At 61.7% G+C, this 14,525-nt stretch carries 15 protein-coding genes; 3 read left to right on the top strand and 12 right to left on the bottom strand.

What is annotated here, in order from left to right; all coding sequences use genetic code 11:
• The first annotated feature begins 32 nt into the window (after nt 1-32).
• Entirely contained in the window at nt 33-1,085 is a 1,053-nt protein-coding gene (locus tag ACMVPR_RS03885; RefSeq protein WP_416881794.1) for a YeeE/YedE family protein, read from the top strand.
• Here the strand turns inward: ACMVPR_RS03885 and ACMVPR_RS03880 are convergent, their stop codons facing one another.
• The 6 genes from ACMVPR_RS03880 to scpA form a co-directional block, all read right to left on the bottom strand.
• Nucleotides 1,086-1,445, bottom strand: coding sequence for a hypothetical protein (locus ACMVPR_RS03880; RefSeq protein WP_416881793.1), 360 nt, complete (start codon nt 1,443-1,445; stop codon nt 1,086-1,088).
• A 35-nt stretch (nt 1,446-1,480) separates the two neighbouring features.
• On the bottom strand, nt 1,481-2,512 hold the full coding sequence (locus ACMVPR_RS03875; protein WP_416881792.1) for an endonuclease/exonuclease/phosphatase family protein: 1,032 nt from the start codon (nt 2,510-2,512) through the stop codon (nt 1,481-1,483).
• A 21-nt stretch (nt 2,513-2,533) separates the two neighbouring features.
• Nucleotides 2,534-3,217, bottom strand: coding sequence for a TerB family tellurite resistance protein (locus ACMVPR_RS03870; RefSeq protein WP_416881791.1), 684 nt, complete (start codon nt 3,215-3,217; stop codon nt 2,534-2,536).
• Between the two features lie 42 nt (nt 3,218-3,259).
• Nucleotides 3,260-3,739, bottom strand: a complete 480-nt coding sequence (locus ACMVPR_RS03865) for a GNAT family N-acetyltransferase (RefSeq protein ID WP_416881790.1) — start codon at nt 3,737-3,739, stop codon at nt 3,260-3,262.
• The gene (locus ACMVPR_RS03860) at nt 3,736-4,353 is read right to left on the bottom strand and encodes a VOC family protein (RefSeq protein WP_416881789.1); all 618 of its coding nucleotides are present in this window, start codon (nt 4,351-4,353) and stop codon (nt 3,736-3,738) included. The genes ACMVPR_RS03865 and ACMVPR_RS03860 overlap by 4 nt, the downstream gene beginning before the upstream one ends.
• Nucleotides 4,354-4,430: 77 nt before the next feature.
• Nucleotides 4,431-6,560 carry a methylmalonyl-CoA mutase gene (scpA, locus tag ACMVPR_RS03855; protein WP_416881788.1) on the bottom strand — a complete coding sequence of 710 codons (2,130 nt, stop codon included), beginning with the start codon at nt 6,558-6,560 and terminating at the stop codon, nt 4,431-4,433.
• A gap of 203 nt (nt 6,561-6,763) precedes the next feature.
• Between scpA and ACMVPR_RS03850 the strand changes: the two genes are divergently transcribed.
• Entirely contained in the window at nt 6,764-7,240 is a 477-nt protein-coding gene (locus ACMVPR_RS03850) for a DUF4174 domain-containing protein (protein ID WP_416881787.1), read from the top strand.
• A gap of 115 nt (nt 7,241-7,355) precedes the next feature.
• On the opposite strand, the gene ACMVPR_RS03845 is transcribed toward ACMVPR_RS03850, so the two are convergent.
• The 6 genes from ACMVPR_RS03845 to ACMVPR_RS03820 all read right to left on the bottom strand — a co-directional run bounded on the left by ACMVPR_RS03845 (nt 7,356) and on the right by ACMVPR_RS03820 (nt 13,115).
• Nucleotides 7,356-9,356, bottom strand: coding sequence for an acetyl-CoA carboxylase biotin carboxylase subunit (locus tag ACMVPR_RS03845; protein WP_416881786.1), 2,001 nt, complete (start codon nt 9,354-9,356; stop codon nt 7,356-7,358).
• Between the two features lie 126 nt (nt 9,357-9,482).
• Nucleotides 9,483-9,698: a hypothetical protein gene (locus ACMVPR_RS03840; RefSeq protein ID WP_300583703.1), complete on the bottom strand. Its 216-nt coding sequence runs from the start codon at nt 9,696-9,698 to the stop codon at nt 9,483-9,485.
• Nucleotides 9,699-10,035: 337 nt separating this feature from the next.
• Nucleotides 10,036-10,395: a hypothetical protein gene (locus ACMVPR_RS03835; protein WP_416881785.1), complete on the bottom strand. Its 360-nt coding sequence runs from the start codon at nt 10,393-10,395 to the stop codon at nt 10,036-10,038.
• A gap of 63 nt (nt 10,396-10,458) precedes the next feature.
• Complete coding sequence (locus ACMVPR_RS03830; protein WP_292308862.1) at nt 10,459-10,605, bottom strand: hypothetical protein; 147 nt, start codon at nt 10,603-10,605, stop codon at nt 10,459-10,461.
• Between the two features lie 214 nt (nt 10,606-10,819).
• The gene (locus ACMVPR_RS03825) at nt 10,820-11,542 is read right to left on the bottom strand and encodes a DUF6497 family protein (RefSeq protein ID WP_416881784.1); all 723 of its coding nucleotides are present in this window, start codon (nt 11,540-11,542) and stop codon (nt 10,820-10,822) included.
• A gap of 40 nt (nt 11,543-11,582) precedes the next feature.
• Nucleotides 11,583-13,115, bottom strand: a complete 1,533-nt coding sequence (locus ACMVPR_RS03820) for an acyl-CoA carboxylase subunit beta (RefSeq protein WP_416881783.1) — start codon at nt 13,113-13,115, stop codon at nt 11,583-11,585.
• A 176-nt stretch (nt 13,116-13,291) separates the two neighbouring features.
• On the opposite strand from ACMVPR_RS03820, the gene ACMVPR_RS03815 reads away from it, so the two are divergent.
• A complete protein-coding gene (locus ACMVPR_RS03815) occupies nt 13,292-14,521 on the top strand; it encodes a multidrug effflux MFS transporter (protein WP_416881782.1) in 1,230 nt (409 codons plus the stop codon).
• Nucleotides 14,522-14,525: the final 4 nt, after the last annotated feature.

Here is a 14,525-nt window from a genome sequence, read left to right as displayed (position 1 = left end):
TCTGCCTTTCAACTTCATGGAAGGACAGACCCATGTTCGAATCCCTTGGCTTTGAAAATTTCACCGCGCCGCAAGTGGCTGTGGGTCTTGCGCTGGTCCTTGGCGCCGCGTTTGGCCTGCTGGCCGAGCGCACCAAGTTCTGCTTCCGTCGCGGGCTTGTCGGGGACGATCGCCGTCAGGCAATGGGCGTCTGGCTGACCGCGCTGGCGGTGGCTGTTCTGGGCACGCAGGCTGGCGTTCTGTCGGGTCTCATCACCTTCGACGAGCACCGTTTCATGGCAGGCGACCTGCCGGTGCTGGCCATCATTCTGGGCGGTCTGATGTTCGGCGCGGGTATGGTGCTCACCCGTGGTTGTGCCTCGCGTCTGACGGTTCTGTCGGCCACCGGCAACCTGCGCGCCGTGTTCGTTCTGATGGTCTTCGCGATCACCGCGCACGCGACACTGAAAGGCGTCTTGGCCCCGGTCCGCACAACACTGGGCGCATTCACCGTGTCTTTGGGCGACACCCTGTCCCTCGCTTCCCTGCCCGGTGGCGCAGTGCTGTGGTCGCTGGTCATCGCCCTGGCGGCGCTGGCCTTTGCCGCCCGTTCGGGCAACCGCGCAACGACCCTGATCATGGCAGCCCTGCTGGGCGCTCTGGTCCCTGCGGGCTGGATCGGTACCGGTTTCGTGCTCTATGACGATTTCGACCCCGTCGCGCTGCAAAGCCTGTCCTTCACGGCACCCTTCGCGGACACGCTCTTCTGGTCCATCGCTTCCACCTCCATCCCGGCGAATTTTGGGGTTGGCCTGATCGGAGGCGTGCTGGTCGGTGCATTGGTCTCGTCGCTGCTTTTCGGCAGCTTCCAGTGGCAATCCTTCCACGCGCCCGCCGAAACCGGTCGCTATGCGGGCGGTGCAGTCCTTATGGGCGTCGGGGGTGTTCTGGCCGGAGGATGTACCGTTGGCGCAGGTCTGGCGGGTGTGCCGACGCTGTCCATCGCAGCACTTCTGGCGATCCTGTCGATTGCAGGCGGCGCACTGCTGACCAATGCGGCCCTCAAGCCGTCACGCCAAAACGCCTACGCCCAACCGGCAGAATAATCAGATATCGATCTCGCCGTCTTCCGGCGGCGGGAGCGCTTCGAGCGGCGGCGCATCCTGTTTTCGTTTCAACAGGATATCCCCGTTGGGCAGAACGACCGGCGGCTCATACGCCGACCAATCCTCGACCTGTTCCATCAGATCGCGCAAGGCAGGGCCCATTTCCTCGGCAAAGCTGCGGATGGCAGGCTCGATCTCTTCAGCCAGACCTTCCAGCTCGCGCAGGGCGGGCTCCATCTCTTCCATAAGCCCGCGAAAGAAAAGCTTTGCGCCTTCTTCCATCAGGCTTGTGCCCTCTTCGGCCGAGGCGGCAGAGGCCGACAAGGCGGCCACCAGAACATATGCGGGTATCTGTTTCATGTGACCTATATAAGCATGATCCACAGAAATTTCACCTAGAGTTCCAGATCCAGCGTCACCGGGAAGTGATCCGACGCCGTCAGCAACGCCTCTCGCAGTTCGGGTGTGTTCCAACAGACCGGATCATCGAACGGGTGCCAGATGCGCCAGCGTTTGGCCTTGGACCGCAGGTCGCGCGACACCATGATGTAGTCCAGCAACGCCTGTAGATACCGATCCTCGTGCGGGATGTAGAACCGCGCCGTGGTCGGCTGCGCCCCGATCCGCCGCAACAAGGCCTTGGATGCATGGGGATCGTAGAGCGCCGCATCCCCATCCCCCAGGATGATCTCGACCGAACTGCGCCCGAAAAGATGCTCGTACTCATCCAGACCGGGACCGTCGTTCAAATCCCCCATAACGATCAGTGGATCGCCTGCCTCCAGATGTTCCGCCACCCGCGCCCGCAGCCAGATCGCCTGCGCCAATTGCTTGCGCCGGTTGGCAATCGACAACCGCATCACCGCATCGCGGTTGGTGGCTCCATGTGGCGCTTTCGACTTGAGATGCGCCCCGATCAGGCGGATCACCTGCCCGGTCGCCAACACCGTCATTTCGACCTCGAGCGGCGGTTTCGAAAACACCACCTTGTCCTCGGTCGCGTCGATATCGAGGTCGATGCGGAACGTCCCGTCAAACCGCGGTGCGCCCGCCACCTGCGGCGCGCCGGGCACAGGCGCCTGTCCCTTGGGATCATGGCGTATATCCACGACATAGGGATCGTACATCACCGCGATTTCCTGCTGGGTGTCATTGCTGAAGCCCATCACGGCGCTGTGCGCCCGCAGATCAAACGCCTTGGCAAAGGCTTCCAGCGCCCGCACCGTGTTACGGCTGCGGCTGGTGTCCGGCGCTTCAATCACCATGATCACATCCGCGTCCAACGCCGTGAACACGATCCCCAACGCTTCGGTCTGCATGGCCTTGGTCACGTCATGCCGCGCTGACCACAACCCATCCGCAATCAGGAGACCCATGTCATCGAACAGCGCGTCGAACCATTCGACATTGTAGGTGGCAAGTCTCATCTGCGCCGCGTCATATCGGCATCAGGCGTGTTCGCGCGCCGCGATCTCTTCCCAGGCGCGGTTGATGTCGATCAGCCGCCGTTCCGACAGCTTCACCGCTTCTTCCGGCACGCCTCGGGCGATCATCCGATCCGGGTGGCTCTCTCGCACAAGCTGCCGCCAGGTTGCGCGGATCTCGTCTAGCGACATCCCTGGTTCAACACCCAGCACATCATACGGGTCAGGCTCTGCATCCGGGACAAACCGCGACTTCAAGCGGCGGAACGACCCTTCGGGCAATTCGAAAATCTCGGCCACCCGCAGCAGAAATGCGTCTTCACCGGGGTGATAGGTCCCATCCGCCATCGCGATGTGAAACAGCCCCTCCATCAGGTCACACAAGGTCCCCTGATCAGGCCCGAACATCGCGCGGATGCGCTTGGCGTATTCCTCGAACCCGGCCACGTCCTGCCGGGCAAGGTTGAACACGCGGGCCGCGCCCAACTCGTCTTCGCGCGGGATGTGGAACACTTCGCGGAACGCCATCACCTCATCACGGGTCACAAGACCATCCGCCTTGGCCATCTTGGCCGACAGAGCAATCACGGCAATGGTGAAGGCCACGGTCTTTTCCGGCGGTGTGCGCAGGCGGTCAAACACCGTTGCAAGACCCTCGCCCGAGGCAAGGGCCGAAAGAGCATCCGCAATGCGCGACCAGATCGACATAGCCGCATCCTACGGCAAACGCCCGGTTTTGTCAGTGCGGCATCAGAGCTTTTTCTGCATCAGCACAAGGTCGATCCAACGGCCGAACTTGAACCCCACCTCGGACAGCCTGGCCACCTCGGTAAAGCCGATTGCGTTGTGGAAGGCACGACCCGCCGGGTTTTCCGCACTCACACCCGCCCAAAGCGAATGCACCCCCTCGGCCCGCGCCACGGCCTCCAGCGCCGCCATCAGCTTGCGCCCGGCCCCGGTGCCCCGCGCCTCTTTGGTCAAAGCAATGGAATGCTCCTTGGTCCGCGCATAGCCGGGGCCGTTGCGAAACGGAAAATAACTGGCATAGCCGACAGCCACCCCGTCCGTCTCGGCCACCAGAAACGCAGGCCCCTTGGCGGCGATATCGTCGCGCACATAGTCGATGGTTTTGAGCTCCGAGGTGAAGGTGATCGTCGTGTTCGCGATCACGTCATTCAGGATCACCGTCAACGCCTCGGCATCGTCGGCGCGCGCGGGTCGGATGATCATGTGAGGATACGTCGCCCGCTGGTGGTCAGGAACACGGCCTGCATCATCCGGTCGGCCATGGTGCGATAGATCACCCGGTCATCATCCAGAACCGGGGCCAACCGCGCCTGAAGATCAGTCACATCCGGCCCACAGATGGTGAGCGCCTCAAGCCGCAACCCGGCACTTTGCAAGGTCATGCCCGGCGGTGTGTCGGTGTGCCATTGGATGATCGCCGGGAACTGCCCGCCAAAAGGCAAGCGGCCATCCGGCGGCACCAGCATGGTCCAACTGAGATCACCCCGCGACAGCTCCACCGGCTCTCCGGCTTCGGGGAACATCCGTTGCGCGGCCTCGACGTCATCGCAACGCAGGATCCACTTGTCGAGCTGGGCCGGACCGTCGAAATCATCCAGCCCGAACCAGCGCGGATAGTCCGGCTTGGGCTGCGAGGGATCGGGGGCGATGGCCTCGAAGTAAAGGTCGTTCTCGAGTCCGAGAACCCGGTTATGCGTGGCATAATGCGCGTGCTGACCGCCGGCGGCCAGCGTCACGCCCAGCGCCTCTTCGCTGTGGCGCACCGCCTCCTCCAGCGTTTCGCCCGCAACCGCGATATGATCCAGTTCGAATTTCATGCGAACATTGACACACGCGGCAGGTTTTCCGTCAACGGAAAACAGCGGACGCGTCGACGCGTCCGCCCGCCCGGACGTCAGCCGCGCGCTTCGCGGATCAGCCGCAGGATGTCCTGCGCGGCTTCGGGAATGTTGGTGCCCGGCCCGAAGATCGCCTTGACCCCGGCATCATAGAGGAACTGGTAATCCTGCTGCGGAATGACGCCACCACAGATCACCAGAATGTCCCCCGCACCCTGCGCCTTCAGCTCTTGCACCAGTTGCGGCGCAAGCGTCTTGTGCCCGGCCGCCTGAGAGGAAATCCCGATCACATGCACATCATTGTCGATGGCATCCTGCGCGGCCTCAGCCGGTGTCTGGAACAGCGGCCCCACATCCACGTCAAAGCCGATATCGGCGAACGCCGTCGCGATCACCTTGGCGCCCCGGTCATGGCCGTCCTGCCCCATCTTTACGACCAGCATACGCGGACGGCGGCCTTCGTCCTCGGCAAACGCCTCGACCGACCGCTGGATGGCTGCAAAGCCTTCGTCGCCCTCGTACGCCGCGCCATAGACGCCCGCCAAGGTCTTTACCTCGGCCCGGTGGCGGCCGAACACTTTTTCCATTGCCATGCTGATCTCTCCTACCGTGGCGCGGGCGCGGGAAGCCTCGACCGCCGCTTCCAACAGATTGCCGCCTTCGGCCGCACGTTTCTCAAGTTCGGCCAGCGCCGCATCGCAGGCGGCCTGATCGCGGGTGCTGCGAATGCTCTCCAGCCGGGCAATCTGGCTCTGCCGGACCTTGACGTTGTCCACGTCAAGGATGTCGAGCGCATCTTCCTTGGCGAGCCGGTACTTGTTCACGCCCACGATCACGTCCGTCCCCCGGTCGATCGCCGCCTGACGCTGCGCTGCCGTTTCCTCGATCCGCAGCTTGGGCATGCCGGAGGCCACGGCCTTGGTCATGCCGCCCATTTCGTCGACCTCTTCGATCAACTTCCACGCCGCCTCGGCCAGATCATGGGTCAGCTTCTCGACGTAGTAGAATCCCGCGAGCGGGTCGACCACCTTGGTCACGCCGGTTTCTTCCTGAAGGATCAGCTGCGTGTTCCGCGCGATGCGGGCACTGAATTCCGTCGGCAGCGCAATCGCCTCGTCCAGAGCGTTCGTGTGCAGCGATTGCGTCCCGCCCAGAACCGCGCTCATCGCCTCGTAAGCGGTGCGGATCACGTTGTTATACGGGTCCTGCTCGGCCAGCGACACACCCGAGGTCTGGCAATGCGTCCGCAACATCTTGGAGCGGTCATTCTTTGCGCCCAGATCGGTCATGATCCGGTGCCAGAGCAGACGCGCCGCGCGCAGCTTGGCCGCTTCCATGAAGAAGTTCTTGCCGATGGCAAAGAAGAACGACAGACGCCCGGCAAATTTGTCCACGTCCATGCCGCGTGCCATCGCGGTCTGAACATACTCCTTGCCGTCCGCCAGCGTATAGGCCAACTCCTGCACAAGGTTCGCACCTGCCTCCTGCATATGGTAGCCGGAAATCGAGATCGAGTTGAACTTGGGCATCTCGTTCGAGGTGTATTCGATGATGTCCGCGATGATCCGCATCGACGGCTCTGGCGGGTAGACATAGGTGTTGCGGACCATGAACTCCTTGAGGATGTCGTTCTGGATGGTCCCCGAAAGCAGCGCGCGATCCACACCCTGCTCTTCGCCCGCCACGATGAAACTGGCGAGGATCGGAATGACCGCGCCGTTCATCGTCATCGACACCGACACCTGATCCAGCGGGATACCGTCGAAGAGGATCTTCATGTCCTCAACGCTGTCGATGGCCACACCGGCCTTTCCGACATCGCCGACAACCCGCTCATGGTCGCTGTCATAGCCCCGGTGCGTGGCCAGATCGAACGCGACAGACACCCCCTGCTGACCCGCCGCCAGGTTCTTGCGGTAAAACGCGTTCAACTCCTCGGCGGTCGAAAAGCCCGCATATTGCCGGATCGTCCAAGGACGGCCCGCATACATCGTAGCCTTCACCCCCCGCGTGAACGGGGCCTCACCCGGCAGCGTGCCCAGATGCGGCAGGTCCTTGATGTCATCCTCGGTGTAAAGCGGCTGGACCTCGATCCCTTCGAGGGTCTTCCACGTCAGCCCGTCAAGAGGCTTGCCGCGAAGTTCCTTTTCCGCAAGAGCGCGCCATATGTCTGTCTTGGAAGTCATTGTCGTTTGATCCTCTTCGTCTCGTCTCAGCCAGCGGTGCGCGCGCAGCGCATCTCGGCGGGGGGTGTTGCTGTGGGAGTGCAGCACGAATGTGTCGACATCCTGTGGCCGATCATCGAACGCCCCTCCAGATGCCATTTTTTTGTTTGTTCGGGTGACCACAACCCTTCGCATTGGGGCCGCGACGCCCTATGTCTTGTGATATGAAAAAACTCAGGTCCTTCATTCTGGCTCTCGCCGCGGTCGCGTTTCCCGTGGGGGCCCACGCGGCGGACACGTCCGTTGACCCGGTCACGGACGAAGACGCACCGATCGTGCGTATTCTTGAAGCCAAGGACGTCACGCTTGATGACTATCTCTGGATCGCGCGGCCGCTGATCGTGTTCGCCAATTCTCCGGCGGACCCGCTGTTCATCCAGCAGATGCAGTATATCAACCGAGAGCTGGACCAACTGGCCGAGCGTGATGTGGTCGTCATCGTCGACACGGACCCTGCCGCACAGACCGACGTGCGCACCAAGCTGCGCCCGCGCAGCTTCATGCTGACGCTCATTGGCAAGGACGGGGAAATCAAGTTCCGCAAACCCCTGCCCTGGAGCGTTCGGGAAATGACCCGCAGCATCGACAAGATGCCGATCCGCCAGCAGGAAATCCGCGACCGCCGCAACTCGGGTCTGTGACTTACGCCTGACATTTGGCCGGTTCGCCAACTGGGACCTTCCCATACCCCGACGCAGGGCACCGCCATAGGCGGTTCCTGTTTGTCGGGATATCGGACGCGCAAGTGTCATCGCCTTATTCGAACTCCATGATGACATCGTCCACGGCAAGGCTGTCGCCCGCCGCCGCGTTGATCTTCGACACAGTGCCCTTGCGCTCGGCGCGCAGGATGTTTTCCATCTTCATCGCCTCGACCGTGCAGAGCGCCTGACCTTCCTGCACCTCCTGCCCCTCTTCCACGTCGATCTTCACGATCAAACCGGGCATCGGGCAGAGCAGCAGCTTGGACGTATCCGGGGCCACCTTCTCGGGCATCATGCGGGCCAGTTCCGCCTGACGCGGGGTGCGGACATGGACCTTCAGCTCGGCTCCGCGTGACCGGATGCGGAAGCCGCCAGACACCTTGCCCACCTTCATCACCAACGGCGTGCCATTGACCGTCATGCGGGCCAGTTGATCGCCCGGTGTCCAGTCACCGCTGACCCGGATCTCGGATCCATCGGCAAAGCGCACTGTTGACCCGTCGTGGTCAGCCGCGATGGTGACGTCAAAATCGACACCCTGAAGCGCCACGTTCCACTCTTCGCCCACCCGGCGCTCGTGGTTGTCGAGCGTGCCCGAGATGCGTGCGCGTCGAATTTCGGCCACCCGGTTCATCGCCGCACAGGCCGCCGCGATATTGCGCAGCGCGCCTTCTCCAAGCGTCACCCCTTCAAAGCCATCGGGATATTCCTCGGCGATAAAGGCCGTGGTCATGTCGCCGGAAATGAACTTGGGATGATCCATCACCGCTGCCACAAACGGCAGGTTGTGACCAATGCCTTCCACCTCGAAACTGTCCAGCGCGTTGCGCATGGTCTCGATCGCGGTGGCGCGGTCCGGTCCCCATGTGCACAGCTTGGCGATCATCGGGTCGTAATACATGCTGATCTCGCCGCCTTCGAACACACCGGTGTCGTTGCGCACGATGCCATCGCCCAGCGGGCCTTCGGCAGGCGGGCGGTAACGGGTCAAACGGCCAATCGACGGCAGGAAGCCGCGATACGGGTCTTCGGCGTAAAGCCGGTTCTCAATCGCCCAGCCGTTGATCTTAACGTCGTCCTGCGTGATCGACAGTGGCTCGCCATTGGCGACGCGGATCATCTGTTCCACCAGATCAACGCCGGTGATCAGCTCGGTCACCGGGTGTTCCACCTGAAGGCGGGTGTTCATTTCGAGAAAGTAGAAATTTCGGTCGCCATCGACGATGAATTCCACGGTGCCTGCGCTGGTGTAGCCCACCGCCTTGGCCAGCGCGACCGACTGTTCGCCCATTGCTTTGCGGGTGGCTTCGTCAAGGAACGGGCTGGGCGCTTCTTCGACCACCTTCTGGTTCCGGCGCTGGATCGAACATTCGCGCTCGTTCAGGTATATCCCGTTGCCATGCGCGTCGCAGAGCACCTGAATCTCGATGTGGCGCGGCTGGGTGACGAATTTTTCAATGAAGATGCGGTCATCACCAAACGAGGACGCGGCCTCGTTCTTGGACGACTGAAAGCCCTCGCGCGCCTCCGTGTCGTTCCACGCGATCCGCATACCCTTGCCGCCACCACCGGCAGAGGCCTTGATCATCACGGGATAGCCGATCTCGTTCGAGATCTTGACCGCCTCATCCGCGTCTTCGATCAGCCCCATATAGCCAGGCACGGTCGAGACGTTGGCCTCCTGCGCGATCTTCTTCGACGTGATCTTGTCGCCCATCGCCTCGATGGCTTTCACCGGAGGGCCGACAAAAGCCACGCCCGCGGCTTCAAGCGCCTGTGCGAATTTCGGGTTTTCGGACAGAAAACCATAGCCCGGATGCACCGCCTGTGCGCCCGATTGCTTGATCGCGTCCATCACCTTGTCGATGACGATATAGGACTGGTTCGCGGGCGGCGGTCCGATATGCACCGCCTCATCTGCCATCTCGACATGCAACGCGTGCTTGTCGGCGTCCGAATAGATGGCCACCGTTTTGATGCCCATCTTGCGGGCGGTCTTGATCACGCGGCAGGCGATCTCGCCCCGGTTGGCAATCAGGATCTTGTCGAACATGTCTGTCCCTTTCCGTCAGTCTTTTCTTGGCCGGGGACACATCCCGCAGCGATGGCATAAAAAAGACCGCCCGGACGCTGGGTCCGAACGGTCGAAATCCGTGAGCAATTCGGGCGCGCTGACGCGTCAGCAGCGTTCCGGATAGGTCTGGCAATAGGCGATGTTGGCCGCAGCCCCAACCGCAGCCCCGGTGAGAGGATCGCCCCCCGCCGCGACGGCTGTCCCACCCCCGGCAGCTCCGCCGAGAAGGGCCTGTTCGCCCAGCGTGTCACCGCAGGCCGAGAGGCCCAGCAGCGCAACAACGGCGAGAATCGACGCCGGTCTGATCGTGTGAATGTCCATGTGTCTGCTCCTTTGCAGGTCGTTGCCTGTGCAGGAGTAACACCCCGGATTGCGTCCAGGTTCCAGCCTCTCGTGTCACAGCAGGGGTTTTGGGCAAAACCTTGCCCGTCTCTGTAACATACGGTTCTGGAACGTAAAAAGTCGGGCGCTTGGCATGGGGTGTAACCAAGGCGCCCGACAGGGGAAGGGTAACGGTGAACAAATGGCGCAATCTGCCAACGCCATGTCACTAGGAACAGGTCCACAGTGTCACAACCGCCTAACGCGTCAATGAAAAACGGAATACAACCCAAGGTGTCGGCTTTTTCCCGCCCAAACTGACCCTGCGTAAGCAACATCACGCCCATTCCCCGTCCTCAAACGCCTCGGGAAACGACACGCGCGCCACCGGTTCGTTGATGATGAGCTGCAACTCATAGCTTACCGGGTCAAACGGATCGTCATACGGCAGCACTTCACGGCCAAAGAGCCAGCTCAGCCGGCCCGCATCCAGATTGCCGCGTTCGAACGGCTCATTTCCGAAATGCGCCCAAAGCGCCGCCATGAAGACGGCATCGGCCTTTCGGTCGACAGACTTGCGGTCGCGATACCGTTCGCGCTTGATCAGCGGCGTGACCCCTTTGGGGTTCGGTCTGCGAATGACGAATTGGAAATCAGTGCCCGGAAGACGCCCCGGAAAGCCGCGATGCTTCAGCATGGGACACCCCCGCAGTGCATCGGCGAAAAGGGGGCGGACGCCTCTGCCCGCCCCGTTTCAAGGTTACTTGTACTTGCCTGTGTAGACAGGTTCGTGGCTGATCGGCTCTGGGTCGATAACCACAAACTCTTCTTCGGCCTGCTTGTGCCCGCATGCGGACAAAACTGCAAAAAGACCGACTGCGGCAAGAAGCTTGATGCTCTTTGACATCTAGTTCTCCTGTCAGGTTCAAAGGACCCAACAGGACCTGCTGGTCCTGCCTGTCCTCGGTTCGAGGTAATGACTGCTTGGGTGCAGTCCGTCCCAGAATACCCTGAAATCACAGACAAAAGATATCCACAGCCCGCAACATCGCGGCCCTGTGACGCAAAAAACTCAAACCGGACGCGGCCCGCACGGAGTGTCGCAACATGTTGTGGAAGCATCAAAAAAACTCCAAGATGCAGGTCTCGCCTTCGACGCGATACGCCTCGAAAAACTGGGTGACGTCTTCCGTGGCGACGCCGAATTCGGTCTCTTGCTGGCTGAAGGAAATCACGATCTGGCTGGGCTGCGGCCCGGTTTGCGCAAGGCGCGGGATGGCGAAGGTCTCGCACAGATGGTGCATGTCAACTTCGACATCCTCATAGGCGCGGCCCTCCTGCCCAATCTCGGGCGTGACGAACCGGAAGCGGTAAATCAGCCCCCCACCCGGCCGGTCCCACAGCATCTCGTGGAACGTCACAGGCTGACCTGAGGGCACGTCCAGGGGCTCATCGGCAAAAACGGGCAGCGCCAGAAACACCGCAAACACATGCGCCAGAGATGTGCGCCCGCTGGCCCAACGAAGCCAGCGCGCCCGATTGCCCGGATCGGTCAAAACCGCGTCGAGACGCTCTGACACACAGACCGATTGACTGGACCGGGGCAAACGCCCACCTGCGGTGACACGCATCACGTCCGCCAGACGTTCCACCCGCACAACGGGGGAAAACCCCCTCACCCGCTGCAAGGCCCGCCAGACATCCTGCCGCACCTGTCGCGCCAGACGACCCGCGTCGCACAACGGAAGCTCTGACACAACCGACACATCAAAGCGCGCAGGAACATGCCGGGCCAAGGTCAGCCCGGTCTCGTCGCGCAGAATGTGCCAGCCGTTACGTGCCATGACTGCCTAACTCGTAGGCCGGGCTTCAGCCCGGCACCCCTCAAAGCGGAATATTGTCGTGCTTCTTCCACGGCATCGATTGCTGCTTGGACCGCAGCGCAGCGAACGCCCGTGCCACCCGCTTGCGCGTGCTGCGCGGCTGGATCACCTCGTCGATGAAGCCACGCTCTGCCGCCACGAACGGGTTGGCAAAGCGGTCCTCATATTCCTTGGTGTGTGCCGCGATCTTTTCCGCATTGCCCGCATCGGCACGGTGGATGATCTCGGTCGCCCCCTTGGCTCCCATCACGGCGATCTCCGATGTCGGCCAGGCATAGTTCACATCCGCGCGCAGGTGCTTGGATGCCATAACCACATAAGCGCCGCCATAGCTCTTGCGGGTGATGACCGTCACCTTCGGCACTGTTGCCTCGCCATAGGCGAAGAGCAGTTTCGCGCCGTGCTTGATCACGCCGTTATACTCCTGCGATGTCCCCGGCAGGAAGCCCGGCACATCGACCAGCGTCAGGATCGGAATGCCGAAGCAGTCGCAGAACCGCACGAACCGCGCCGCCTTGCGGGCGGAGTCGATGTCCAGAACACCGGCCAGCACCATCGGCTGGTTTGCCACCACACCCACGGTCTGCCCTTCCAGGCGGATGAAGCCGGTGATGATGTTCTTGGCGAAGTCTTCCTGAATCTCGTAGAAATCGCCCTCGTCGGCGATCTTGAGGATCAGTTCCTTCATGTCATAGGGCGTGTTGGCGTTCTCGGGCACCAGCGTGTCGAGCAATTCCTCCACCCGGTCCACATCGTCGAAGAACGGCCGCGTCGGGCTGGGCTGACGGTTGTTGAGCGGCAGGAAGTCCACCAGACGGCGCACCTCGGCCAGCGCCTCGACATCGTTCTCGAACGCGCCATCCGCGACCGAGGATTTCTTGGTATGGGTGGACGCGCCGCCCAGTTCCTCTGCGGTCACCTGTTCGTTGGTCACGGTCTTAACCACGTCGGGGCCAGTGACGAACATGTACGAGCTGTCTTTCACCATGAAGATGAAGTCGGTCATCGCAGGACTGTAAACCGCGCCACCCGCGCACGGCCCCATGATCACGCTGATCTGCGGCACCACACCCGATGCCATGATGTTGCGCTGGAACACCTCGCCATAGCCCGCAAGGCTGTCGACGCCTTCCTGAATGCGCGCACCACCCGAGTCGTTGATCCCGATCACCGGCGCGCCGTTCTGCATCGCCATATCCATGATCTTACAGATCTTCATCGCGTGCGTTGCGCTGACCGATCCACCAAGAACCGTGAAGTCCTGGCTGAACACGTAAACCATGCGCCCATTGATGGTGCCCCAGCCGGTCACAACCCCGTCGCCTGCCGGGCGGTTCTTTTCCATGCCGAAATCGGTGCAGCGATGGGTGACGAACATGTCGTATTCTTCAAAGCTGCCTTCATCGAGCAGCAGTTCGACCCGTTCACGCGCCGTCAGCTTGCCCCGGGCATGCTGTGCGTCGATGCGGGCCTGCCCGCCACCCAGACGGGCATCGGCGCGGCGGGTTTCCAACTCTTGCAGAATATCTTTCATGGACCGTCCCTTTGTCGCTTTGCGGCGAACATACTGAGGCGCGGCTAGGTCTCAAGCGCTAAAGAGCAAATTTGCAAACTATGAAAAGAATAGGTTTTGCAAATTGCAAATCTGCAAATTGTATCGTTACGCCATGGAATATGGACAATCCTCAACCGCAAGCGTAGCGATACGATATGAGTTACGCCTCTAAGGTCCGATTTCTCGACCGCTCCACACCGCCGCATATTGTCACACTGATCCTGCTCGCAGGTCTTTCGGCGTTGGTGATGAACATCTTCCTGCCGTCCCTGCCCAATATGACGGCCTATTTTCAGACTGAATATTGGCTGATGCAGCTTTCCGTGGCCGTCTATCTGGCGGTCAACGCAGTTCTGCAGATCCTGATCGGCCCGATCTCGGACAAGATGGGCCGCCGCCCGGTGATCCTGTGGGGAATCGGCGGCTTCTGCGTTGCCACGCTGGGCTGCATCTACGCGCCCGACATCTACACCTTCCTTGGCTTCCGCATGGCACAGGCGGTGATCGTGACCGCCATGGTCCTCAGCCGCGCGGTCGTGCGCGATTGCGTGCCGCAGGATCAGGCGGCGTCGATGATCGGCTATGTGACCATGGGCATGGCCGTGGTGCCGATGATCGGCCCCGCCTTTGGTGGCGTGCTGGATCAGGTTTTCGGCTGGCAGGCCAACTTCTGGCTGCTCCTGATCCTTGGCCTTGCTCTCTTCTGGCTGACATGGAGCGATGTGGGCGAAACCGCCAAGGTCAGCGGGCTGACACTGGGCCAGCAATTTGCGCAATACCCCGAACTCCTGAAAAGCCCGCGCTTCTGGGGCTACGCCATTGCCTCAGGCATGTCCTCGGGCGCGTTCTTTGCCTATCTCGGCGGCGCGCCTTATGTGGGCACCGAGGTGTTTGGCATGTCCCCCGCGGTACTGGGCTTCTTCTTCGGCGCACCGGCCATCGGATATTTCTGCGGCAATTTCATCTCGGGCCGTTTTTCGGCTCGGATCGGTGTCAACCGGATGGTGATGCTGGGCACGTTGATCAACTGCATGGGTATTTTACTGTCGATGCTGGTCTTCTGGCTTGGCCTTGGATCGGAATGGACGTTCTTCGGCTTCATGACGTTTGTCGGCCTGGGCAATGGCATGACAATCCCCAATGCGACCGCTGGCATGCTGTCGGTACGTCCGCATCTGGCGGGCACGGCGTCCGGCCTTGGAGGCGCGATCATGCTGGGCGGCGGCGCGGGCTTGTCAGCCTTGGCAGGCGCGTTGCTGGTGCCGGGCACCGGCGCATGGCCCCTGCTCTGGATCATGCTGGCCACGGCGATCTGCGCCATCATCGCAATCCAGCTGGTGATCTGGCGATCTGCGCGGCTCGCGGGGCTGGACAGCGCGAGGTGAATTT

It is taken from the genome of Marivita sp., assembly GCF_048006345.1.
Classification (GTDB): Bacteria; Pseudomonadota; Alphaproteobacteria; order Rhodobacterales; family Rhodobacteraceae; genus Marivita.
This window is presented reverse-complemented; position numbering and strand designations above follow the sequence as displayed.

Coding starts and splice junctions, on each gene's coding strand:
- ACMVPR_RS03830 (WP_292308862.1), bottom strand. CDS start 10,605: ATGTCAAAGAGCATCAAGCTTCTTGCCGCAGTCGGTCTTTTTGCAGTT.
- ACMVPR_RS03850 (WP_416881787.1), top strand. CDS start 6,764: ATGAAAAAACTCAGGTCCTTCATTCTGGCTCTCGCCGCGGTCGCGTTT.
- ACMVPR_RS03875 (WP_416881792.1), bottom strand. CDS start 2,512: ATGAGACTTGCCACCTACAATGTCGAATGGTTCGACGCGCTGTTCGAT.
- ACMVPR_RS03885 (WP_416881794.1), top strand. CDS start 33: ATGTTCGAATCCCTTGGCTTTGAAAATTTCACCGCGCCGCAAGTGGCT.
- scpA (WP_416881788.1), bottom strand. CDS start 6,560: ATGACTTCCAAGACAGACATATGGCGCGCTCTTGCGGAAAAGGAACTT.
- ACMVPR_RS03845 (WP_416881786.1), bottom strand. CDS start 9,356: ATGTTCGACAAGATCCTGATTGCCAACCGGGGCGAGATCGCCTGCCGC.
- ACMVPR_RS03870 (WP_416881791.1), bottom strand. CDS start 3,217: ATGTCGATCTGGTCGCGCATTGCGGATGCTCTTTCGGCCCTTGCCTCG.
- ACMVPR_RS03860 (WP_416881789.1), bottom strand. CDS start 4,353: ATGAAATTCGAACTGGATCATATCGCGGTTGCGGGCGAAACGCTGGAG.
- ACMVPR_RS03820 (WP_416881783.1), bottom strand. CDS start 13,115: ATGAAAGATATTCTGCAAGAGTTGGAAACCCGCCGCGCCGATGCCCGT.
- ACMVPR_RS03840 (WP_300583703.1), bottom strand. CDS start 9,698: ATGGACATTCACACGATCAGACCGGCGTCGATTCTCGCCGTTGTTGCG.
- ACMVPR_RS03835 (WP_416881785.1), bottom strand. CDS start 10,395: ATGCTGAAGCATCGCGGCTTTCCGGGGCGTCTTCCGGGCACTGATTTC.
- ACMVPR_RS03865 (WP_416881790.1), bottom strand. CDS start 3,739: ATGATCATCCGACCCGCGCGCGCCGACGATGCCGAGGCGTTGACGGTG.
- ACMVPR_RS03825 (WP_416881784.1), bottom strand. CDS start 11,542: ATGGCACGTAACGGCTGGCACATTCTGCGCGACGAGACCGGGCTGACC.
- ACMVPR_RS03815 (WP_416881782.1), top strand. CDS start 13,292: ATGAGTTACGCCTCTAAGGTCCGATTTCTCGACCGCTCCACACCGCCG.
- ACMVPR_RS03880 (WP_416881793.1), bottom strand. CDS start 1,445: ATGAAACAGATACCCGCATATGTTCTGGTGGCCGCCTTGTCGGCCTCT.